Source organism: Mucilaginibacter conchicola, from assembly GCF_003432115.1.
Lineage (GTDB): Bacteria > Bacteroidota > Bacteroidia > Sphingobacteriales > Sphingobacteriaceae > Mucilaginibacter > Mucilaginibacter conchicola.
The window spans coordinates 1,457,309-1,479,279 of record NZ_QWDC01000002.1; the positions used below are offsets into that span (position 1 = coordinate 1,457,309).

At 45.8% G+C, this 21,971-nt stretch carries 25 protein-coding genes, 1 tRNA gene and 1 pseudogene; 18 read left to right on the forward strand and 9 right to left on the reverse strand.

Going from position 1 to position 21,971, the window contains the following annotated elements; all coding sequences use genetic code 11:
• Nucleotides 1-21: 21 nt before the first annotated feature.
• Complete coding sequence (locus D0C36_RS24815; RefSeq protein WP_117392637.1) at nucleotides 22-267, reverse strand: ATP-binding protein; 246 nt, start codon at nucleotides 265-267, stop codon at nucleotides 22-24.
• Between the two features lie 66 nt (nucleotides 268-333).
• Between D0C36_RS24815 and D0C36_RS16195 the strand changes: the two genes are divergently transcribed.
• The 3 genes and pseudogenes from D0C36_RS16195 to D0C36_RS16210 all read left to right on the forward strand — a co-directional run bounded on the left by D0C36_RS16195 (nucleotide 334) and on the right by D0C36_RS16210 (nucleotide 1,926).
• Nucleotides 334-600 (forward strand): hypothetical protein, encoded by a 267-nt coding sequence (locus D0C36_RS16195; protein WP_117392638.1) that lies wholly within the window; start codon nucleotides 334-336, stop codon nucleotides 598-600.
• A 1-nt stretch (nucleotide 601) separates the two neighbouring features.
• A pseudogene (locus D0C36_RS24820) lies at nucleotides 602-1,696 on the forward strand (S1/P1 nuclease).
• Nucleotides 1,693-1,926 carry a hypothetical protein gene (locus D0C36_RS16210; protein WP_117392641.1) on the forward strand — a complete coding sequence of 78 codons (234 nt, stop codon included), beginning with the start codon at nucleotides 1,693-1,695 and terminating at the stop codon, nucleotides 1,924-1,926. The pseudogene D0C36_RS24820 and the gene D0C36_RS16210 overlap by 4 nt, the downstream one beginning before the upstream one ends.
• On the opposite strand, the gene D0C36_RS24390 is transcribed toward D0C36_RS16210, so the two are convergent.
• The 3 genes from D0C36_RS24390 to D0C36_RS16220 all read right to left on the reverse strand — a co-directional run bounded on the left by D0C36_RS24390 (nucleotide 1,885) and on the right by D0C36_RS16220 (nucleotide 4,288).
• Nucleotides 1,885-2,223 carry a hypothetical protein gene (locus tag D0C36_RS24390; RefSeq protein ID WP_147322025.1) on the reverse strand — a complete coding sequence of 113 codons (339 nt, stop codon included), beginning with the start codon at nucleotides 2,221-2,223 and terminating at the stop codon, nucleotides 1,885-1,887. The two genes, D0C36_RS16210 and D0C36_RS24390, sit on opposite strands and share 42 nt — an antisense overlap.
• 2 nt (nucleotides 2,224-2,225) lie before the next feature.
• A complete protein-coding gene (locus D0C36_RS16215; protein WP_117392642.1) occupies nucleotides 2,226-3,497 on the reverse strand; it encodes a C10 family peptidase in 1,272 nt (423 codons plus the stop codon).
• A gap of 371 nt (nucleotides 3,498-3,868) precedes the next feature.
• Nucleotides 3,869-4,288: a hypothetical protein gene (locus D0C36_RS16220; RefSeq protein WP_117392643.1), complete on the reverse strand. Its 420-nt coding sequence runs from the start codon at nucleotides 4,286-4,288 to the stop codon at nucleotides 3,869-3,871.
• Nucleotides 4,289-4,388: 100 nt separating this feature from the next.
• Between D0C36_RS16220 and D0C36_RS16225 the strand changes: the two genes are divergently transcribed.
• Nucleotides 4,389-4,973 (forward strand): UPF0758 domain-containing protein, encoded by a 585-nt coding sequence (locus tag D0C36_RS16225; protein ID WP_117392644.1) that lies wholly within the window; start codon nucleotides 4,389-4,391, stop codon nucleotides 4,971-4,973.
• A gap of 157 nt (nucleotides 4,974-5,130) precedes the next feature.
• Nucleotides 5,131-5,721 (forward strand): hypothetical protein, encoded by a 591-nt coding sequence (locus D0C36_RS16230; protein WP_117392645.1) that lies wholly within the window; start codon nucleotides 5,131-5,133, stop codon nucleotides 5,719-5,721.
• 53 nt (nucleotides 5,722-5,774) lie between these two features.
• Here the strand turns inward: D0C36_RS16230 and D0C36_RS16235 are convergent, their stop codons facing one another.
• Entirely contained in the window at nucleotides 5,775-6,056 is a 282-nt protein-coding gene (locus D0C36_RS16235; RefSeq protein WP_199502039.1) for a hypothetical protein, read from the reverse strand.
• Nucleotides 6,057-6,198: 142 nt separating this feature from the next.
• Here D0C36_RS16235 and D0C36_RS16240 point away from each other — a divergent pair, with 142 nt between their 5' ends.
• The 5 genes from D0C36_RS16240 to D0C36_RS16260 all read left to right on the forward strand — a co-directional run bounded on the left by D0C36_RS16240 (nucleotide 6,199) and on the right by D0C36_RS16260 (nucleotide 11,589).
• Complete coding sequence (locus tag D0C36_RS16240; protein WP_117392647.1) at nucleotides 6,199-7,122, forward strand: CHC2 zinc finger domain-containing protein; 924 nt, start codon at nucleotides 6,199-6,201, stop codon at nucleotides 7,120-7,122.
• Nucleotides 7,123-7,329: 207 nt separating this feature from the next.
• On the forward strand, nucleotides 7,330-7,719 hold the full coding sequence (locus tag D0C36_RS16245) for a plasmid mobilization protein (RefSeq protein WP_117392648.1): 390 nt from the start codon (nucleotides 7,330-7,332) through the stop codon (nucleotides 7,717-7,719).
• Nucleotides 7,707-8,999, forward strand: a complete 1,293-nt coding sequence (locus D0C36_RS16250; protein ID WP_117392649.1) for a relaxase/mobilization nuclease domain-containing protein — start codon at nucleotides 7,707-7,709, stop codon at nucleotides 8,997-8,999. The genes D0C36_RS16245 and D0C36_RS16250 overlap by 13 nt, the downstream gene beginning before the upstream one ends.
• A gap of 120 nt (nucleotides 9,000-9,119) precedes the next feature.
• Nucleotides 9,120-11,099, forward strand: a complete 1,980-nt coding sequence (gene mobC / locus D0C36_RS16255) for a conjugal transfer protein MobC (protein ID WP_117392650.1) — start codon at nucleotides 9,120-9,122, stop codon at nucleotides 11,097-11,099.
• A 1-nt stretch (nucleotide 11,100) separates the two neighbouring features.
• Complete coding sequence (locus tag D0C36_RS16260) at nucleotides 11,101-11,589, forward strand: DUF1281 family ferredoxin-like fold protein (RefSeq protein WP_117392651.1); 489 nt, start codon at nucleotides 11,101-11,103, stop codon at nucleotides 11,587-11,589.
• Between the two features lie 57 nt (nucleotides 11,590-11,646).
• On the opposite strand, the gene D0C36_RS16265 is transcribed toward D0C36_RS16260, so the two are convergent.
• Together D0C36_RS16265 and D0C36_RS16270 are read right to left on the reverse strand one after the other, a co-directional pair.
• Nucleotides 11,647-12,195: an ImmA/IrrE family metallo-endopeptidase gene (locus tag D0C36_RS16265; protein ID WP_117392652.1), complete on the reverse strand. Its 549-nt coding sequence runs from the start codon at nucleotides 12,193-12,195 to the stop codon at nucleotides 11,647-11,649.
• Nucleotides 12,192-12,557 (reverse strand): helix-turn-helix domain-containing protein, encoded by a 366-nt coding sequence (locus D0C36_RS16270; protein WP_117392653.1) that lies wholly within the window; start codon nucleotides 12,555-12,557, stop codon nucleotides 12,192-12,194. Before D0C36_RS16270 ends, D0C36_RS16265 begins: the two co-directional genes overlap by 4 nt.
• Nucleotides 12,558-13,012: 455 nt before the next feature.
• Here D0C36_RS16270 and D0C36_RS16275 point away from each other — a divergent pair, with 455 nt between their 5' ends.
• A complete protein-coding gene (locus D0C36_RS16275) occupies nucleotides 13,013-14,191 on the forward strand; it encodes a multiubiquitin domain-containing protein (protein WP_117392654.1) in 1,179 nt (392 codons plus the stop codon).
• Between the two features lies 1 nt (nucleotide 14,192).
• The gene (locus tag D0C36_RS16280; protein WP_117392655.1) at nucleotides 14,193-15,587 is read left to right on the forward strand and encodes a HesA/MoeB/ThiF family protein; all 1,395 of its coding nucleotides are present in this window, start codon (nucleotides 14,193-14,195) and stop codon (nucleotides 15,585-15,587) included.
• Nucleotides 15,588-15,594: 7 nt separating this feature from the next.
• Here the strand turns inward: D0C36_RS16280 and D0C36_RS16285 are convergent, their stop codons facing one another.
• On the reverse strand, nucleotides 15,595-15,774 hold the full coding sequence (locus tag D0C36_RS16285) for a hypothetical protein (protein ID WP_117392656.1): 180 nt from the start codon (nucleotides 15,772-15,774) through the stop codon (nucleotides 15,595-15,597).
• Between D0C36_RS16285 and D0C36_RS24975 the strand changes: the two genes are divergently transcribed.
• From D0C36_RS24975 to D0C36_RS16290, 3 genes are all read left to right on the forward strand, one after another.
• Nucleotides 15,715-15,891, forward strand: a complete 177-nt coding sequence (locus D0C36_RS24975) for a DUF6527 family protein (RefSeq protein WP_394339847.1) — start codon at nucleotides 15,715-15,717, stop codon at nucleotides 15,889-15,891. The two genes, D0C36_RS16285 and D0C36_RS24975, sit on opposite strands and share 60 nt — an antisense overlap.
• A 186-nt stretch (nucleotides 15,892-16,077) precedes the next feature.
• On the forward strand, nucleotides 16,078-16,254 hold the full coding sequence (locus D0C36_RS24560; RefSeq protein ID WP_158557132.1) for a hypothetical protein: 177 nt from the start codon (nucleotides 16,078-16,080) through the stop codon (nucleotides 16,252-16,254).
• A 7-nt stretch (nucleotides 16,255-16,261) separates the two neighbouring features.
• Nucleotides 16,262-17,797 carry a hypothetical protein gene (locus D0C36_RS16290; protein ID WP_117392657.1) on the forward strand — a complete coding sequence of 512 codons (1,536 nt, stop codon included), beginning with the start codon at nucleotides 16,262-16,264 and terminating at the stop codon, nucleotides 17,795-17,797.
• 545 nt (nucleotides 17,798-18,342) lie between these two features.
• Here D0C36_RS16290 and D0C36_RS16295 read toward each other — a convergent pair.
• A tRNA-Met gene (locus D0C36_RS16295) sits at nucleotides 18,343-18,416 on the reverse strand.
• A gap of 268 nt (nucleotides 18,417-18,684) precedes the next feature.
• Here D0C36_RS16295 and D0C36_RS16300 point away from each other — a divergent pair.
• The 3 genes from D0C36_RS16300 to D0C36_RS16310 all read left to right on the forward strand — a co-directional run bounded on the left by D0C36_RS16300 (nucleotide 18,685) and on the right by D0C36_RS16310 (nucleotide 21,880).
• A complete protein-coding gene (locus tag D0C36_RS16300) occupies nucleotides 18,685-19,065 on the forward strand; it encodes an START-like domain-containing protein (protein WP_117392658.1) in 381 nt (126 codons plus the stop codon).
• A gap of 90 nt (nucleotides 19,066-19,155) precedes the next feature.
• Complete coding sequence (locus D0C36_RS16305) at nucleotides 19,156-20,583, forward strand: LptF/LptG family permease (protein WP_117392659.1); 1,428 nt, start codon at nucleotides 19,156-19,158, stop codon at nucleotides 20,581-20,583.
• A gap of 91 nt (nucleotides 20,584-20,674) precedes the next feature.
• A complete protein-coding gene (locus D0C36_RS16310; RefSeq protein WP_117392660.1) occupies nucleotides 20,675-21,880 on the forward strand; it encodes a bifunctional 3,4-dihydroxy-2-butanone-4-phosphate synthase/GTP cyclohydrolase II in 1,206 nt (401 codons plus the stop codon).
• The last annotated feature ends 91 nt before the right edge of the window (nucleotides 21,881-21,971 follow it).

Consider the following 21,971-nt stretch of genomic DNA (forward strand, 5'->3'; position numbering starts at 1 on the left):
GGACCGTGGACTCACCCCACGCTATGGCAATCGAATTGGTGAGTACTTCCCGCGTCGCTGATCAGTGAAAGGCAGGCTAAAGAAAAATGTTGACCCCTTCCCACTTTCGCTCTCCACCCAGATTTTGCCGCCATGTTCACGAATGATCTCCGCACTCAGGTATAAGCCGATGCCAAAACCGGAGATATGCTGGCTGTTGGCAAGATGATCACTGGCATTTCCAGTTTTATGCTGCTCTATAATGAAATAACAAAAAGCTGCCGGAATGGTTGCCGGTAATTAGTTAAAAGGGCATTTTGCCGCTATCATTAAATGGTCGCAATCTTTAAAGGAATGATTATCGCCAAAATCCATATTTTTGGACCGATGACCATGGATGTATTTAACATGCTTTCGTTGGATGAAAAAGCGGACGTGGTATGGAGCGGAACCTTTCTGAGCGATCGCATTAAAGATGAATTCTGCATTCAGTTGTATTCCTTACCGGATTTTTATGTAGAAGTATTTTACGAGGTGAAAGCGAATAAGATCGTAGATTTCCGGCCGTTTACCGATAAACAGGCATTGGTGCCTTATCTGGCACAAATCAAACTGATTTAAAATGAGAAAAACTTTATTTTCTGTGCTGGCCGTAGGCGGCGCTTTATGTTTAATATCCTGGGGATTCAAAGGACATCGCGCCGTGGCGACGATCGCGCAAAAGCATATGACGAGCAATACGGCTTATGTGGTGTCGGCTTATCTGGGCGGAAGTCGTATGGCGGAAGTCTCGACCTGGGCGGACGAGAACCGGAACCCGAAGACGGCGGTATGGCATTACCTCAACCTGCCGCCGGGCTTGAGCCATGAGGTTTTCTTTTCGGCAGTTACGCAAAGTGATGGCAACGTTTATTCGGCCATTGTCAAAACGGAGGCACAGCTAAAGGATAAGAGTTTAAGTGCGGAGCAAAAGAACGAGGCGCTGAAGTACCTGATCCACCTGGTGAGTGATGCGCACCAGCCGATGCATGTCAGCCGTAAGGAAGATAAAGGCGGGAACACGATACAGGTTCGTTTTGATAACAAGGGCACGAACCTGCATGCGCTTTGGGACAGCGGCCTGATCGGTCACGGGGGGCTGAGCGAAGCGGATATCGTGAAGACCTGTGACACGGCGACGCCGGAGCAGATCAAAGCCTGGTAAAAGGACAGTCCGCTGGAATGGCTTTGGGAAAGTTACCGGATCAGCAGCCAGCTGTATGCGGAGATCAAACCGGGTCAGGTGATCGATGAGGTTTATTATCAAAAATATATGCCGGTCATCCGTCAGCGGATCGACCGGGCGGGTATCCGGCTGGCGGGTGAACTGAACAGGTTGTTTAATAATGAACCTGTACCCGCGGTTAAGTTCGCTGCACCGATTCAATCAGCCGTGCCGGGAGAATCGGTAAAGCTGGAAAATCTCAAAAACTACATCGGGAAGACGGTTAGCGTGCAGGGCAAGGTTTACAGTGTCAAAGATATCGGCAGTATGGTTTTGGCGAATATGGGTGCGGCTTATCCGAACCAGTTGCTGACGCTGGCATTCAAGGGCGATACGAAGGCGTTGGCTGGTACGCTGGAAGGTAAAACGGTTAGCATCAGCGGGCAGGTGATCGATTATAAAGGGAAACCTGAAATTATTGTGACCTCGGCAGAACAGGTGAAAGTGCAATGAATGAGCCCTTTGTTTTAAAAATTACATATCAGAACAAGCCGCTGGAGCTCCCGGCGGCTTTTCAGCGTTATGGTTACACTTACCGTATCGCGGTGTCTATCCTTGATCAGTCTTATGTATTTGAACCGGATGAGGAAGGTCGGTACCGTGTTTTGGGAGCGCCGGCAGGTGTGACGCCTGATCCGGGTTTACTGCAGGCTATCGCTGAAAAGCTGGCAAAGCTCGGTTAAGTTTTCTTGTCCGTAAAGTTCCCTGAATTGAAATACTGAACGGTTATTCAGCGGGACGGTGATATGCGCTGTCCGGTGACAGATGATCTCTGTACTGAAAAGGCCTTTATTACAAAAAACCATTCCGGATCCCGTGCCGGAATGGTTTTTTGCATCCATACTGGAAATAATTCTTTCAGCCTCATACCTGATCAGTTCCTGATGAGAGGTCACATCAGTAAACATTCCTGAAGCATCAGGGGTACGGCTGTCATTAATACGCTGCCGTCTGTTGTCCGTAAGAAACAGCGATAGCATGATTAATGATGGATATTGATCACCGCGCGTTGCTGTGTATTGAATACGTGTCCGTTTCCGTTCATATAGCTGGCGACGTAGTAACCGTTATAGGGGTCGTAATCCTGGTAGATCTCTCCCCATCCCCAGTTCATATGGAAGGATACATAAGTGGCTACCATACCGTCACCTACGCAGTAGTTACTGAGCATATAGCCGTCACATACCCATGCGTGGCCGGTTGGCTGCCCGCTTTCAACACCGCTTAGCAGGACCGGTCTGCCCATATCGATCTGCTGCATAACTTTGGTCATAAAGGTTGCATTGTTGCTGACATCGATCTGCGAGACATCGGATGCATATCCGAAAGTATATTTCAGGGCATTGGGTACATCGCTGGTATAAGCGTTAGAACCTGTGCAGGTGGGAACCATCCCGACACTTAGTGCCGCATTATAAAGCAGGCGGGACATCTCGTTTGTCCCTGTGGAGGTATAGTTACTAAAAGTGACCTTGTTGGGCATGACACTATAGTTGTAGCTGGCCGGATACTGGTGATATCGCATGATCTGTCCCATTGCCGTTGCCACACAACCGGTATAGGCATGCCCGTAGTTGTAGTAGTCAAGCGTACATGACGGCAGCGTTCCGAAATTGTTGTTGTAACCCGCCTGCTGCCCCCAGTTGGTTTGCATCAGCGGTCCGCGGTAAGAATAGCTGTCTTCGCAGTAGTTTGGCGGCGGCGGCGGCGGAGGTAATTTGTTTACAGCGACGGTTCCTCCTGAAGCCTTCGGTCTCGTCGGGACGATCAGTGTGTCCTGTCCCTTGTAAGCCAGATGCTGCGCACGGATCCCGGTAATGTAATTCTTCGTTTCGTTCAGCCAAGTCTGTAAACCCTGCGGTAAAACGGTATCCGTTTTGAAAGTATTGTTTTCAGAATAGGCAAGTACGGCGGGTGTTCTTTTATCGGCTGAAAGGATGGCGAAACCACCGCCTGCATAATTCACGATGTAGAGTACGTTTTTGCCATCCGCCGCTTTGTATTCTTTTAAAGCAGAGACCTTTCTTCCTGCAGCGCTTTTAGAAACGGCACTGGCGCGAAGGCGGCCGCTTTGCGGGCTGAGGAACACTTTTTCCGCCAGTTTGGCTACGTCGGCAGAGCTGACATAGTTGGAATCCTTTTTTGCAGTAAGTTCTTCTGTAGAGATGTCGCGTTTACAGGATGAGAACGCCAGGGCGAATGCAAGCGCTAAGCCATAACCTGACAGCAGGCGCTTTAATAGTCGGTTGTTCATGTGTAAGAGTTTAGTTTCCTCAAATTTATAACTTCAGTTAAAAATTACAAATATTTTTTTCTCAAAAATTAATATGTATTGCATGATTTGAAAATGGTAAACTGACAGGAAAGTGTCCGGTAGGTGATCAGTGTCCGGATATGCTTTCCCGTGTGTTGCGCTTTTTATTTGTTACACGGGAAAAGCCGGTTCGCCTTCGCTCTGCGCGGTGTCGCGCACGCCGCTGCGGTTCACCCGTTTTTACCGCTGTTGCAACCGCCGCAGTTTTGGTTACGCTTCGCCGGCGCAGGCGGCTGAAGCCGTCCCTGCGCTGACCAAAACAGCGGCCGTTGCTGTTTTATTTTTTAAGACTGCTGAATTTGTATTGGAGGTTAACAGAATGTTTCGCTGCTGCGTTCTTCGATGTACACGCGGCCATCTTCACGGACATGATATCCATAATCGAAGCAGAACTTAAATTTCAGACCATCGATCTCGCATTCGCTGGTGAAATATTTGAGATTGAAGCCTTTGCCAAGCAGGTCCCGGAGCATGTAGGGCGGGTCTTTAAATGTATCCCACATCATCAGTGTCGTCCGGTTCGCCAGTAAGATCTGGTAAATTTTTTGAAACTGAGGATTGACCGGTGCCGGTGTTTCCGGTACTTTGGTTACCTCGTCTTTACGGCGGCGGTTGTTATAGGCAGTACGACAAATATCGTTACAGTATTTCCGGTCATCCCTGCCGGGGCCTAAAGATTGGCCGCATTCCAGGCAGGTTTTTTCGTTCGTTATTTCTGTTAAGTCACTCATGGACGGCTCGGCTGAAACGGTTATAAACGTTTAAATAACAGTGTTTTCGAGGATTTGATTTTTTGTGTTGACAATTTTGATTGGATTTAAAAGAATAGTTATGGAAAATGCAAGAAAAATAAATTACCCGAACCTGGTCAGTGAAAGCTTTGGCCACGGTCGTAAACACTATTTCATTGACGTAAAGAAAGCCGCGAACGATACGCATTTTGTGCTGGTTACTTCCAGTGAGCAGTATGCGGATAAGCAATACCACCGGCAAACGATACAGCTTTGGGAGGAAGATCTGGCCTTCTTTGTGGAGGCACTGACGATGGTGCTGAGACAAATGACCTGCGGCGACGGGCCGAGGCCTTTCAGTAAACCTCAAATGGAAGTGGTGAAGGACGCTGCGGGCATGAAGGCGCTGGCAACCGAAGACAGGCCACGGGAGAAGCTGCATGCTTTTGGTGCCGGTTCTTTGAGTAATGCGGAGTTACTGGCGATCCTGTTCTGTACGGGCAGTTCGGAATTGTCGGTGCTGGATCTTTGCGGAAAGATCATGCGGTCGGTGAAAGATGATCCGGCGCGTTTAACGCTGCGGACAACGGAAGATCTTTGTCGCTTTCGCGGGGTTGGCGTGGCGAAGGCTGCGACGCTGCTGGCGGCGCTGGAACTGGGCCGCCGTGCTTTTGCGACGGTTTAGCGGGCAGCGGCATTTTTCCGCAGCAATGAAGTGTTTATAGCAAAGGTAGCGCGATCCCGGCCCGCCCGTCAAGGGTTTATGAACCGCGGCGATGCCGCGGCCCCTGACAGGCAAACCGTGCCGCGCTTTCGGGGCATAAAAACTTAATTGCCACGCTATGGAAAAATTTGCATTAACCCTTCGTTCTAAAACCGTCTTAAAGGAGCACCGCGGTTTCGCCCGGTATGAAAAGGAACTGGCTGCCGAGATTATTTTGGCTATCGAGCAAAAGAATACCGAAGTGTTGAACTGGTTCAATGGTTTCGGTGACAGCCTGCGGGCGATCCTGATGAATGTTCATGCCTACCATAAAGGTTTGGAGTTTGGTTTCACCGAAATCGCTTTTGGTCAGTATGGTTGGTTTGTCCGCCCGCAATTTCTGGATTATGAAGTGATAAAACCGGGTAATAGTGAACGTTACGGCGAGTACAGCGAGATCCGCATCGGTCGCGGGCCAAATGGCATCTGGTCGTATGCGCTGAATTATAGCTTTGGTTGTGCGGGCGGTGGTTCCGCATTGTCGGTTTACGATCCGCATTTTGCTTCCCGCGATGCGGCACTGGATCATGCGTTGGCCAAATTAAAGGTAATGTTTACGGCTCAGATCGGTTCCTCTGATACCACGAACTATAAACAGGATATTATCCAGAAAACTTTAAAGGCCATAGATCAGCAGATGGTCGCCATGATACAATTAAGCCTGTTTTGAAGGCTTAATTGTAATCTTTTTTTGGGGGGTGAGCCGGGGTATCGGTCTTTTTTTTACTTGCCGGACAGGCCTTTCATTTTTTCACTGAGTTCTTTTAAGCCTGCCTTGTCCAGGCAGTCCCCGGCAAAGTCTTTTAACTTTTCGACGTCCTCTGCCGGAACAAGCTTAATAAGTTCCGGCTTTTCGCCCTCGGTGGTCAGACTAAGCTCGATAATACTGTTGAGGAACAATACGGTTTTACGGCTCATCTTTACATCGATCTTAACTGCTTCATTCATTCCGGGACTACATAACAATGTTTCAAACACTGTTCCCAGCACACTTGTCGTTGCCATACGCATTTATTTTTTAGGATTAATAATTGGCTCAAAGGTCGGTACCTGGTTTGAAATGATCCTACCCAATATTTGGGGTGGATAGGTAAATGCGGATGGGCTGCTCTACTTTTGTTTTCGATAAATGTGAAGGAGATAAGTGATGGATTTTAGCGATGAGTATTTTTCGCTGGCTAAGGTTAAGGATATCGACCTGAACCTTTTCCTTGGAGTGGAAGGCTTTGAGCCGGTGGCGCGGAAGAAAAACGATACGGACTGGTGGTATCTCTCGCCATTGCGCAATGAAAAAACGGCCAGCTTTCATGTGGACCTGTTGCGTAATGAGTGGTATGATTTCGGGCTGGGGGCGGGTGGGAATCCCTTAGATTTTTTCCTGCGGTATTACACGGGCGATATACCGGAAGTACTGGAAATTCTGAACCACAATTATTCGACGCATACCCTGCAATTGTATCAGCCGGAAAGGTTTGCGGATTTGGTCAGCGAAGCGCATAAATTGCTGGTGACAGCGATACGTCCGCTGTACAGTTACCCGCTCAAAAATTACCTGCATGAGCGGTCGGTACCGGTGTCGGTGGCGGATCAGTTTTGCAGGGAATTGACGTACGAAATCGGTGGCCGTAGTTACTACGGTATCGGCTTTCAAAATGATGCAGGCGGCTGGGAGATCCGCAATAAAAATTTTAAGCAAAGCAGTGCCCCGAAGGATATCACCTGCCTGGCTCATGGCGCAGGTTCGGTACATGTGTTCGAGGGCTTTATGGACTTCCTTTCCTGGCGTTCTTTGAACCCTTATGTGGATCCGCATTCGGTAGATACCGTAGTGTTGAACGGGGCAGGTTTGTTTGACCGTGCGCTGCCTTTTCTGAATGCGCATGAGCGTGTGCATTTGTGGCTGGACAGGGATGTTACCGGCTTGGCTTTCCGGGATTATGCGCTTTCCCGGAGCAGCAGGTTTGTAGATGAAAGCGGTTTGTATGAACGCTTTAAGGATCTGAATGAGTGGTTGCAGCGCAAAGGCGAAACACCGCTTTTGCGCCGGCAGTCAGGTTTGCATTTGACTTAATATTGATTTAATGGATTTTTTGTGATGGTGCTATTTTGCTTTTTCCCTCACCGGGAGAATGCCTGAGATCGCCAGTTTTGCGATCGGCAAGATGTACCATTGTCTGACAACAATGGAAGATTGCGCCCCTTCTCCGAAGTCGGGGGCGGCGGGAAACGAGTGTTTTTGAAGCCATTTAGGCAGGGGTATTTTGTGGGAGGATGAGTGATGGAAGAGGAGAATAGAGGCCGTAAACGACGAATTACGCTGCGTTTGACCGCAGAGGAATTTGCAGAATTAGAAGGTAACTGGAAAAATTCGACGGTGCGCAAGCTCTCAGATTTTGTGCGGCGGCTGATCTTTGGCCGGAAGTTTACAGTCTACACGCGTAATAAATCAATGGATGAATTGCTGGAAGAACTGGGGCTTTTACGTCGGGAATTAAATGCCATCGGGGTGAATTTTAACCAGGCGGTGCATCGTTTAAATATGCTGGATCATGCACCGCAGATGCAGGCCTGGGTCATGCGTTTTGAGCAGGATAAGGAGCGCTATTTTACTGCGGTTGCAGCTATTGAATTGAAGCTGGTTTCGCTGAATGAAATATGGTTGCAGTGATCCATCAATCGAAGCATTTGCGGATCGCCTTGAATTATAATGAGCACAAAGTAAAGAATGGCCAGGCGGTTTGTCTGGAAGCGGGTTATTATCCCGTCGGGCCGGAGCATTTGAGCTTTCACCAGAAGTTGAGACGGCTGGAATTGCTGGCTGAACTGAACCAGCGGACAAAGCATAACTGCCTGCACGTGTCTTTAAATTTTGATCCCTCTGAAAACCTTTCGGATGAGCGTTTGCGGGAGATCGCAGCAGTGTATCTGGAAAAGATCGGCTTTGCCGGGCAGCCTTATTTGTTATACAAACATGAGGATGCAGGGCACCCGCATCTGCATCTGGTGACGACGAATATTAAGCCGGATGGCAGCGCCATCCGCATGAATTATTTAGGGCGTGATCAATCCGAACCGGCGCGAAAAGATATCGAGCAATTGTTTGGTTTAGTGGTTGCGGACAAGCAGCAAAAGCGGCAGGTGTTTCAGGTGCAGCCGGTGAATGCAGCGAAGGTTTTATATGGTAAGACGGAAACGAAGCAAGCCATTAATAATGTATTAGTAAAAGTATTGGCGCAATACAAATATGCTTCGCTGGCGGAATTGAATGCGGTGCTGCGGCAGTATAATATTGTTGCCGACCGGGGAGATGAAAAATCAAGGATTTTTAAGTACAGCGGTTTGGTTTACCGGGTGCTGGATGAACAGGGTAACAAGGTTGGGGTGCCTGTCAAGGCGAGTTTGTTTTTTGCTAAACCGACCTTGAAATTTTTAACGGAAAAGTTTGAAGCGAACAAGTTGGCAAAGGATGAACCGAAAGCGAAACTGCGTTTAAAAAATGTGATCGATCTGTATTTGTTAAATGGTCCTAAAACTTTGGATGGTTTGATGGCGCACCTGAAAACAAAGGGTATAGATATGGTTCTTCGGTATAATGAGCAGGGTATTTTATATGGGGTGACTTATGTAGATCATTATAGTAAATGTGTTTTTAACGGAAGTGTTTTGGGGAAAGCCTATAGTGCCAACGCCATAAGGGAACGCTGTTTAAAAACCGGGGCTGATGAGGGGAAAAAACAAAACGGGCGAATGGCAAAACTGGCGCGGGACGGGCAGGGAACGCGGGGTAAAACGCGTGAAGATCGACCGGGAATTTTTGATGCTGTTGGGGGGTATCAGGGGCAGGGTTTGGTGGAAACCCTGCTGGATACCAGTGGTACAGCAGAGGTGATGGATTGGGATCTGAAGCGGACGAAGAAAAAGAAAAAGAAAGTGCGGATGTCGATGTGATGCCGGTGAGCATTGGCTTGCCGGTGAAATAAAATAAAAGTGTGGTTGGATAAAGAAAAGCCCCCCGCTGGAGCTTGTGCTGAGCACGGTCGAAGCAGGGAGGGTTGGGAGGGGTGAGATATGCAAACTGGAGAAAGCGATCAGGCGATGCGCAAGATCCTGGACATGACCAGGCTGATCAGTATAGGGGTCTTATTGCTGCATTTTTATGTGGTATGTTACGGTGCTTTTGTGGAATGGCATTGGGTGTCGGAATTGTCGGACCGTCTGCTGGGCAATGTGGTGAAAACAGGTTTGTTCAGTAGCTTCCTGAAGCCGAAACTGATCTCGCTGGGCTTCCTGGCTATTGCCCTGATCGGGGTTAAGGGAAAGAAGGACGAGAAGCAGACCTGGAAGACGGCAGCGCTTTATTTGGCGGTAGGCCTTTCTTTTTTCTTCGCCAGTCAATTGGTGTTGCTGGTGAGGGGAAAAATAACTTTGGTGGCCTCGGCTTATATGGGTAGCTGTGGCCTGGGCTTTTTGCTGATGCTGAGCGGCGGTACGATGCTGTCGCGAATCATCCGGGATCAATTGCAGGGGGATATTTTTAATCGCGACCAGGAAACGTTCCCGCAGGAGGAGCGCCTGCTGGAGAATGAGTTTTCGGTCAATCTGCCGATGAAATATGTGCTGAAAGGTAAGGTGCGGGATGGCTGGATCAATTTGATCAATTTGTTCCGCGCCTTGTTGGTCTTGGGTTCACCGGGATCGGGTAAAAGTTACTTTATTATCCGGCATGTGATCACACAGCATATCCGTAAGGGGTTTGCGATGTTCGTGTATGACTTTAAGATGCCGGACCTGGCGGTGATCGCTTACAATACTTGGCTGAAAAACAAAGGCGGGTATAAAATAGAACCTCAATTCTATTCCATTAATTTCGATGACCTCTCCCGCAGTCATCGCTGCAATCCGCTGGATCCATCTGCCATGCTGGACCTGACGGATGCGGTGGAATCGGCAAGAACGATATTGCTGGGCTTGAACCGGGAATGGATCAAAAAGCAGGGTGACTTTTTTGTGGAATCGCCGATCAACTTTCTGACAGCGATCATCTGGTACTTGCGCAAGTATAATAATGGGGAGTTCTGCACGCTGCCGCATGTGATCGAGTTGATGCAGGCGGATTACGATAGTTTATTTACACTGTTGGGTACACAAAAGGAAATTGACGTGCTGATCAATCCTTTTATCAGCGCTTATAAACGGGATGCGGTGGAGCAGTTGGAGGGGCAGATCGCTTCGGCGAAGATTACGATGGCGCGGGTGGCTTCGCCGCAATTATATTATGTGCTGTCTGGTAACGAATTTACGCTGGATATCAATAATCCTGAAAATCCGAAGATCGTCTGCATGGGGAATAATCCGCAGAAGATACAGATCTATGGGGCGGTGCTTTCCTTATTTACCAACCGCCTGCTGAAGATCATTAACCAAAAGAACAAGCTGAAATGCAGCCTGGTATTCGATGAGTTCCCTACACTGACCACGGATATCATTCCGACGATTGCGACGGGCAGGTCTAACCTGATCGCCACCACGCTCGGTATCCAGGATGCCAGCCAGCTGCGCAAAGATTACGGAAGGGAACAGGCGGATGTGATCATGAATATCGTGGGCAACATGGCGGTTGGGCAGGTATCGGGAGATACGGCGAAATATGTTTCGGAAAAGATCGGGCGGATCATGCAGGATAGGGAAAGTCTGTCCATCAATCGCAGTGATACTTCGATCAGTCGTTCAAAGCAGTTGGAGGCAGCTGTGCCAGTCTCCCGCATTTCGGCTTTAAGTTCCGGCGAGTTCGTGGGGATGGTGGCCGATAACCCGGATTGCAAGATTGAGTTGAAGACTTTTCATGGCGAGATCGTAAATGACCATGCGGCGCTGAAAAAAGAAATCGAGGGTTATGTGGCTTTGCCGGAAGTGCGGAAGATTAGCAGCGCTATTATAGAACGGAATTATTTACAGATCAAACAGGATATCAGGGACATTATTGAGCTCGAGATGGAACGTTTGTTGAGTGACCCGGAACTGGCGCACCTGATCATTAGAAAGAATTAGTATGGCGAATCAATGTTATAATGAAGTGTATTTTACTGGTGAACAGAACCGGGTCAAACAAGCAAATCGTTTTCTGTCGGGTCACCAATTGGATGAATATGACGGTACGGCGATCAAGGGCACTGATGGATATTTTCAGGACCTGTATTTCTGTAACGGAAAATTTCATTTCGGAACCCGCTGGGTCCCGGATTTTACCACGCTGATCGCAGTGGCAGACCTCTTTAAGGTCGGTTTCATCGTGGAATATTCGGATCCGGCGATGTCTCTTTACGGACGTGGCATGTATAAGGACGGCACTTTTGTTGACGTTCGCTTGGACATCGATGATTATAAAAAGATCGGCTACAACCAAAAAGAAGGCACTTATCAATATCAGGACAGGACGTACCGGGATCTGGAAAAACCTGCTTTGGCAGTCTTAAAAGATAAGGTCAGTCAGCATCCGGCATGTAAGGTCCGCCGACTGAAGATAAAACGAGGTCAATAAGCGATAGCCGATTGTATTTTACAATTCCTGGTTTTTAAGATAATCTTTATAGTAAGATTAGAATCGTAAAAGGCCGGAATTTAAAATTCTGTAATACATGGCCTGAGAAGATACATCAAAAACTTTCGCCAGATTTTTGATATCATCTTCACTTCCCAGGTCAAAATCGATCTGATCTATTTCTTTTTTTAACAAATGATCGGGCATTAATATATAGGCAGCGAATGTGTTGGCTTCACGCTCCAAAACCTGTGTTTCCTCCGTTAAACCTGACTGTCTGCTTCTGAAAATGGCATTAAAGCCTTTATCCATGAACATCTTTGATTCAGTACTATGGAGTGCGTAATGGCCGCATTCGTGGGCGATCGTGAATCGGCGTCGCACACGCGATTCATTTTGATTGTAGCCGATGTAGCCCTGTTCATTCTCAATTACCAATACACCTGATATGTCATCGTCAAAAGCAAATGGCGTTACCCTTAATCCAAGTGCTTTGGCGACATCTTCGATCTTTACCGGTAAGGATCTGATGTTTAATTCTGATAAAATGGCATCAGCGCGCTTTTTAATAAAATGGATCGACCTGGCGTGAGTTCTGGTACTCATTTAGTAATTTGATTCATGAATTGATTGATGGAATTTTTAACTCTCTCATTTAGATCTACATTAGAACTGGCGATTACCGAAGAGAAATCCACCTCCCGCAGCGTTTGTTCATGCTGCTCCACCCGCTCGATATTGAGTTCAACCGGAACCAGATCAATATAATCAACCTTTAAAATATTTGCGATAGTGATCAATAAATATAAAGAAGGTCGCTGCCGGCCTTTCTCGATATTAACAACAGAAGAGCGGGTCATGTTTAACAATTCTGAAAATACCTCCTGATTGATGCCTGCTGTAAGGCGGTAGTTCCTAATCCGTTCACCAATTTTTTCGTAAAATACTTCTTCAGAAAGTGCGATCATAACCCGTTGATTTTTAAACCGATGTACAAAGGTGGGTATAATTTAGAAATATTCCAAATGGTTTTTTAAAATTACACAGAAAAAAAGTTTTATAAAATTTGTCAGTTTTCAAAATTTGTATTAATTTAGCGGCATGATCTTAAAATAAAAGACATAAAAAAAGCCGAGAGCAAGGCTCCCAGCTTCGTATTTTTTAGCGTAATCAACAGGCGTTGCCGCCCTCGTTAAAAACTTGCTAATGTTTCTAGTCAACTCAAAAGTAAGGATTATTCTTCAAAATAACAAGCGGATAGGTATATTTTATCTATTGGGAGCATCTCAAGGCCATTTTTGGAATAAAATTTTTTAAAAGGCAAATACCATTTCATTATTTCCGGAAAAGCGTCCGTTAAGGACAACGCCTGCACAACAGGCATGGTATTCAACATTGTTTTTTAAAATTAGATCCCAAAAAAATGGAATTAAAAAAAGACGGGCATGAGAAGCCCAAAGTATATATCGCAACAGTTAACGCAACAGAAATAGCTGTTTACGATCCAAAGATTACCGGCGCACAATTATTGAAAGAAGCCGGTATCAAACACGTTCAATGTCACACGCTTTATCAAAAATTCAAAGGCTGTGATTTCGAAAAAGTGGCCATGGGCGAAGTGATAGATCTTTCAAAGGAAGATATCGAACATTTCGTTACTAAAGGTCCTGATGTTTTTAATTATGAGGTTGACGGCGAGCCCGAAACGACCGATCACAAGGACCTGACCCCGCTTCGGATCATGGAGCTCAAGGGGGCGGATCCGGCTAATCACTACCTGATCCAATTATTGCACGGCCGTGAGCAAGTTAGCTACGCCTATTGTCCGGATGAGCCGATTATTATGGATTGCCGCGGGATGAAGTTCATTACGGCTAAATGGCTCGATGTGGTGAATATCGAAGAGTATGGTAAACAATGTAAACCGGTCCCTCCGGCGCGCAAATACCGTATCCGTGTAGATAAACAATATCATGACTGGGCAGATCGCTTAATTTCCGTACGTGAACTGATCAATTTAGAGTACCCGCACAGTTCCGCACCTTTTGAGGTATACAAGTTCCTTAATACAAGTCCTAAACCTGTAAAGCTTCATCATAGTGAAAAGGTTGACCTGACAGAAAAATGCCTGGTCAGATTTACCATCCAGCCAAAGGAGCAGAAAGATGGTTTACAGACAGTTGCTGCGGAAGCGGCGCACAAGGTGCAGCCACGCAGGGAATTTTACCTGCCTGAGGATGATACAGATTTTTTAGACAGCCTTGGCCTCCTTTGGGAGGCCATAGGCCGTCAGTCCGCAATGTGGTTGCTTATTCATGATTACCCGCTGCCGGATGGCTATAATGTAGCGAAGGTAGATGTCGCTTTACTGATCGCACCCTCTTATCCTGCTACAGAAATTGACATGGCTTATTTTTATCCTGCCCTTTCTAAAAGATCCGGGCGTCCGATCAACGCGTTAAGCTCACAGATTGTCGACGGTCGGAATTTCCAACGCTGGTCGAGGCACCGTCAACCCGGTGAATGGAGGCCTGGGGTAGATAGCATCTCCACGCACTTATGTTTAGTTGACAATTGGTTAGTTACAGATTTAGGGAGGTAATATGAACGCGTTAAGAATTTCGGGATTTCATTATAATTTACTTCAACAGCACCTTTATCCCGGCGATAATAAGGAAGCGGTTGCCATCGCACTTTGTGGCCGGAGCGATTATCAGGGAAACCATACTTTATTAGTGCAGGACCTGTTATTGGTACCTTACGGGGTTTGCGACCGCAAAAGTGACTTTATACGCTGGCCGACAGAGGTAATCAATACTTTCTTGGAACGTGCTGCCAAACATCAACTGGCGATTGTGAAGATCCATTGCCATCCGGGCCCTGATATACACGAATATTTTTCAGAACTGGATGATGAATCGGACCGGCTTTTGTTCCGAAGTATACATTCTTGGCTCGACGACAATCTGCCGCACGCCAGTTGCATCATGCTGCCTGACGGACGTTTGTTCGGCCGCTTTTTTAACGGCCAGATGGGAACGGAGACCGTTCACAAGATCGCTGTTGCAGGAAGCGATGTGTTGATCTGGCATTACCAGGATGACCGGCCGGGAATAGTTGACGAATATCAGTTGCGTAACTTGCAGGCCTTCGGCCAAAGAACGGTTCATGTGCTCAACAAGATGAAAGTTGCAGTGGTCGGCTGCTCAGGCACAGGAAGCCCGGTTATCGAGCAATTAAAGCGACTCGGCGTGGGAGAGTTAATACTTGTTGACCCTGACTTTGTCGACGGGGTAAACTTGAACAGGATCATTGGGACCACCAGTGCCGATGCCGCTGCTAAGACCATGAAGGTTGACGTGATGCGCAGGGGCATTGAGGAGGTAGGAATGGGAACAAAGGTCACCACCTTCGCCGCCCATATATCCCGGGTCGATATCATCAAGGCGATAGCCGACAGCGATTATCTGATCAGTTGTGTTGACGGAACGGAAGGCAGGCATAATTTGAACCTGATCTCCTCTTTTTATGTTCTACCGTTAATGGATATGGGCGTAAAATTAAATGCCGACGGAAATGGTGGAATCAAAAATATCTTTGGTGCGGTGCATTACATCCAGCCCGGCGGTTCAAGCTTGTTAAGCCGGCAGCAATATAGTTTAGAAAGCCTGCTCGCCGAATCAGTTAAACGCATGGATCAGGAAGAGTACGCGCGTAACCAGTATTTAGCCAACGTTAACGAATCTCAGCCGGCAGTGATCAGTATCAACATGCAGGTTGCTGCTACTGCTGTTAACGACTTCCTGGCAAGGATACATCCTTACAGGAATATATCTAATTCGGACGTTGATGCCATCAAGATCGATTTTGCGGATGGTCTTTCTTATACAGAAACATTTACCGAGGTATGCCCATTTTTCAGAAAATGGGTTGGCAAAGGAGATGTTGAGCCATTGTTGAACAGTCCTGAGCTAAGTGATGTTAAGGCTGTTTTATAATTGGCTCTTAAGGCTTTTCAGGAAGGAAAAGCTTTATGGCTACCAGTTCGTAGACGATGTACCTGGCCGGCTCAGGCTGGGTATTGTTTACCTGGTCGGAAACCAAGGGTATATTTGGCAATGTGTAATGCTTTGCCCTTGCGGTTGTAAACAAATACTTTACACGAACCTGATCGAAGATCATCATCCTTTTTGGAAATATAAGCTTAACGGTAAAACGATTTCTTTAAGGCCGTCCATTGATCGACTGGTTGGCTGCCGCAGTCACTTTTTCCTGACGGATGGGAAGATTATTTGGTGTTAGCTGTTTTTCAAATTACCTCATTTTCATTTTTTTAACATCAGCTTACTTACAAACAATCTGAAAAACAATTTTCAGATTGTTTGTTTTTATGGTTACAGATAATTAGTTTAGGATTGTGATTTAATTTAAACCTTATTTGTACCTTTGCAGTCCAAAAAATGGCTGAAAAGTTATTTATTATCAATTATGGAAAAACTTCAACTATCACAGATTTTGGTGCCAGGCGCTGAGATCAAAGCGGTTAAGCTGAAACAAACAGCTGCCGTAAGAAAGGCGATTGAAGATACCATGCTTTTACAAGATGAGATACTTAAATTAAAAAACGTTGACCAGGAGACCCTCAAGTTGGTTGTACAGTTATAATTAAGTAGTGAAAATCCTCGCCTATTCTGAGGCTAACCTCGCGGTAGCCTTATCTAACAAAAAGACCACCCCCGAAATAGTTAAGCTGAAAAAGCACTTTAGCTATTTCAAAAAGTATTTGGAAAGCCCAGAGCTTAACGTAAAGACGATTCTTCTTGAAGAAGGTTATATCAGTCGCGATTACCTTCATGACTATGCTTCATATTACGCGCTCTGTTATGAACAATATGAAAAAGTGTGCCGTAGGGTGCACTTTTTTGATAATGAGGTCACTGAAGATGAATTTAAAAAGATCATTATTCAGCCCGTTGAGGATCAAGCCGAATTTTGGAAGCATTATATGGGTTTCATCGTAGTCAAACCGTTGCCTTCCAAAATGATCGGCTATACGGTTCTAAAAACCTATTCAAATAGCCAAAACTACAGTGACCGAAATTTTTGGGGTTTGCGGCAGTACACGATCAACCTATACGGGAATAAAATCACCTTGGAATCTCTGGCTTTTCAGGAACAGGATTCTGTACTTGCCGCTTGCGCAACTATGGCAGTGTGGTCGATGCTGAACAAGGCCGCAGTCGATTTTCACACCGTCCTTAAATCCCCCAGCCAGATAACTAACGACGCAGATAATGTTTCTCCTGACGGCAGTCGGTTATTCCCGAATAATGGCTTGAGTATACAGCAGATCTCTCAGGCGATACTGGCATCAGGTCTTGTATCAGAAATAAAGGATGGCGATTTCAGGCCGCCCGATAGGCCGTACAAGGTCATTACGGTACGTTATCTGAAAAAGATCATTAATGCTTATTCCGGCATTGGCATACCCATCATCTTGGTCGTTAGGGTGCCTAGTGGCGGCAGTCACGGCCTGCATGCCATAACTGTCTCGGGTTTTAAGGTAAATCAGCCCCTCCCCATTTTGCCGCAAAAGAATATCAGTTATATGTCTGATAACATTGATCGGATATATGCCCATGACGACCAATGGGGACCGTTCGCGCGGATCAACCTGTCAAATGATTACGACCTTGAAACGCCCTGGACAGAGTTTGATAAAGAGCATCGCCCAACTGTAGTTACAAGCATCGTCGTTTCTCTCTATCCTAAAATCAGAATTTCTTATCAGGACCTGGAAGTGATCGTAGTGGGACTGGATCTGATACTTACCCTTTTCTTTAAAAATCACATCCTTGCAGACCTGGTTTGGGATATCAAGATCGAGTTCAGCGAAAAGTATAAAACAACCCTAAAAAATTCCTCTTTGGATGACACTGAAAAGGTAGAAATACTGGCAGAGAGCATGCCGAAATATATTTGGGTAGCAACCTGTCACATAGGCGAACACAAGTTGTTCTGTTTTACATTTGATGCTACAAATGTAAATCATGCCATGATCGGACTGCAGGTTATATCCTTTCTGCCGGACAAACTTCAGCAAACACTTAAACAGTTCTTGATAAAGAACAGAGAAACCCTTCAGTTTATGTTCAAGCACATGGCAAGTGAAAAGTATTATGAATTTTTGATCAATAAACTCAAGTAAACGTTTTTTGAAACTGTTTTCACGCTGAAATAAATCGATTTTTATAGATTATAATTGAGTTTTGAGCTAAAACAAGGTACCCTAAATTTGAATTTAAGGGCTTGGAGATATTGCTTGAATCTATAATTGTCAGATGTGATGACGAGAACTTCAGTTTACCTGTGAATTTGAATTGTGTTGTAGCTTCGATTTTTGCAATTTCCAAGATAGAAGTAGTTGCATAACGCAGCGGCAGGCTGGCAGGCCACACAGATAATTCTCAGTTTTGTACAAAATTATTATAACAAATCAACGCCAGCCGTAATCTAAAATAATCCATGGTTCTTTAATCTCATTAGCAGGACTCTACTACGACCATCGGCTGATGGGACCTAAATAATCATAATTTCCTTAAAATCGACGAACCAATTTTTGTATATTTATGTAATGCCAAAAGGGATGATGGCATTCGTTAATTAACTTCATGCAGGCTCAATGTGTATTAACATTGTATGACCAAAAACAACAAAGGCAGTCACATTTTCATGTAACTGCCTCGTTATCAGTAGCGGGGAGCAGGATCGAACTGCCGACCTTAGGGTTATGAATCCTACGCTCTAACCATCTGAGCTACCCCGCCGTATTTAAATGTTCAGGACTTGCTCCTGATTGTGGTTCTATGGATCGAACTGCCGTCCGACAGCTGGCGGATATGAATCCTACGCTCTAACCATCTGAGCTACCCCGCCGTATAAATAAATTATTGCTAAATTAACTTTAGCTTACTTTTTTAGTCGAACCCATGTAAGGGTGGCTAAAAAAGGTTTGCAAATATAGCAGATTTTCGCTTTCTTTAGAAAAAAAGTTAACTTTTAGCCCCCTGATTGATTTGTAACGATTGTACCCCTATGTCTGAGAAGAAGAAGTTTAATCTTGAGTATGAGATAAAATCCTCACCAAGAATACTATATAGTTTCCTGAATGAAGCAAACGGCCTTACCCAATGGTTTGCTGATGATGTGTCTGTTCGCGATCAGGTGTATACTTTTACCTGGGATGATGAAACCCAGCGCGCTAAACTGATCACCATAAAAGAGAATAAACTGGTACGTTTTAAGTGGCTTGATGATGAACCGCAATGCTATCTTGAAATGGAAATTCTGCAGGACGAACTCACCAATGATGTAGCCCTGGCTATTACTGATTTTGCCACGGATGAAAATATTGCCGACCGCAAACTGATTTGGGATAACCAGATAGATTATCTCATTAGCACACTGGGCGCGTAAACTCTTTAATTTCTGTATTTTTGCCGCGTTGAACCTGTCATGCAATTATTTGCGTGTACAGTCGTTTCATGCTTACCCGGAAATTGCTGAATGAAGAAAATACATCTTTTACTGCTCAAGTCTTTTATCAGGCCATTCATTGTAACCTTGCTTATAGTGATGTTTGTGTTGCTGATGTTATTTCTCTTCAAGTACATCGATGACCTGATAGGCAAGGGCTTTGCGTGGTACATCATCCTTGAGTTGATGATGTACAATTCTGCAACAAATGTGGTGATGGCGTTGCCCTTATCTGTTTTGCTTTCCTCTATCATGACCTATGGCGCCCTGGGCGAAAACTATGAACTTGTTGCTATTAAATCTGCAGGTATCTCATTGCGCCGCGCTATGTACCCCATGATGGTGATCATCATTGTGATAAGTATTGCCGCTTTTGCGTTTTCGGATTATATGCTCCCGGTTGCTAACCTTAAATACTATTCGCTGCTATATGATGCGCGTAAGCAAAAATCAGCCGACTTGCTTCCTGAGAATATCTTCAGTAATCGTTTTCCCGGTTATACCATAAGGGTTAAACACAAAGATCCCGACGGGCAAACCCTGCATGACATTATTATTTACGAGGCCGGTACGGGTGCTTCATCGGGTACGCAAATGGTAACATTTGCCAAAACCGGGCTGATGTACCGTACTAAGGACGATCTTTACCTGGTTTTAACGCTTAAGGATGGTGTACGCTACCAGGAAGACCCCGGCGAGAAAAGCGGTGTAGCCAGGCAGCGCCTTACCCGTTTCAGGTTTGAGGAAACAGAACAGAAATTCGACCTCTCAGGCCTTAAAATGACCCGTACAAACGAGAATGAGTTTAGGAGTGCTTCGCAGATGATGAATCTTAGGCAGCTTACCCATTTTGTTGATTCGGCAAACAAAAATATAGATAGCACGCGGTATCAGAATTACAGATTGCTTACATCTTACATACGCTATGCACTGGTGCCTAAAACTTCAATAGCTGTTAAGCAAACCGTGGCTGCAGATAGCACCAGACCTAAAGAGCAAACAGCCAAAATTAATGCGCTCAATAATGCTTCGAGCGAAGTACACCAGATATTGGATGCACTACGTAACCGCGTAGATCAGCATAACGATGCCAGCAAAACGGTGCGCAAATATGTGCTGGAGTACCAAAAGAAATTTACGCTCAGCGCAGCATGCGTTGTATTGTTCCTGATAGGGGCACCGCTGGGAGCCATCATCCGCAAAGGCGGTTTGGGCTTGCCGGTGGTAGTGTCGGTAATCTTCTTCCTCATTTACTATATCATCGGAACTATCGGCGAAAAATCAGCCAAAGAGGGCGATTGGTCGCCGGTTACGGGGGCATGGATAGGTATTGTTATCCTGCTTCCTGTAGGAGTTTTCCTTACTTACAAAGCCGCTACTGATTCCAGTTTATTTGATGTGGAAATTTACAGGCGTTTTGTAGGCCGCATTAAGTTTTGGAAACGCAGCCGCGCCTAACCATACTTTTACACAATCCCGACGCTATTAGTTTAAATATAAACTACATTTGCTTAGTAAATGCAGCATTGCTGCATTCAATTTTGATACAATGCTTAACACTATACCTGAAGCCATTGAGGCTATTAAAGCCGGCAAAACTATAATTGTTGTTGATGACGAGGATCGCGAGAACGAAGGTGACTTTTTAACCGCAGCACGCAATGCAACGCCCGAGACCATTAATTTTATGGTGAAATATGGCCGCGGGCTGGTTTGCGCCCCGATCACTAAAGACCGCGCCCGCGAACTTGACCTGGAGCCGATGGTGAGCAACAATACCACATCACACGAAACAAACTTTACTGTTTCTGTTGACCTGCTTGGCCATGGTTGCACAACCGGTATCTCGGCATCAGACCGTTCAAAAACTACTATTGCCCTTATTGATCCGGCAACAAAGCCATCAGACCTTGGCCGCCCGGGGCACATTTTCCCGCTGATTGCTAAGGATGGTGGTGTACTGCGCCGCTCGGGCCATACCGAGGCTGCTATTGACCTTTCTGTTCTTGCCGGGTTTGAGCCGGCCGGCGTTATCTGCGAAATAATGCGCGAAGATGGCGAAATGGCACGTTTACCTGAATTATTGGAACTTGCCAAAGAACACGACCTTAAAATAGTATCAATAAAAGATTTGATAGCCTACCGCTTAAACACCGAATCAATGGTGCGCAAAGAGGTATCTGTAAAGATGCCTACCGAGTGGGGCGATTTTGATATGGTGGCGTATACCCAAATTGATACCGGCGAAAATCACCTTGCTTTGATAAAAGGCGAATGGGAGCCTGGCGAGCCTATAATGGTGCGCGTACACAGCTCATGCGTTACCGGCGATATCTTTGGCTCGTGCCGTTGCGATTGTGGCCCTCAACTGCATAAAGCAATGGAGATGATAAGTAAAGAGGGCAAAGGCGTTATTGTTTACATGAACCAGGAAGGCCGCGGCATTGGCCTTGTAAATAAGCTTAAAGCCTACCACCTGCAGGAAAATGGCCTGGACACCGTTGAAGCCAACATTAAACTTGGTTTTAAAATGGATCAGCGCGATTACGGTATTGGTGCACAAATATTGCGCAGCCTGGGTATTTCAAAAATGCGTTTGCTTACTAATAACCCTAAAAAACGTGCAGGCCTTATTGGTTACGGACTTGAAGTGATCGAGAACATCCCTATCGAAATAGCATCTAACCCGCATAACGAGGCTTACCTGCGTACTAAGCGCGATAAGATGGATCACGCTATAATGCGCGATCATTAATTACCTGTCGAAGAAGTTCTTATCAGGATAAAATATGATTTCCGTTCATCTTAGCTAAGTTAAGAGCGGGATGATAAAAAGAATGGCTTTA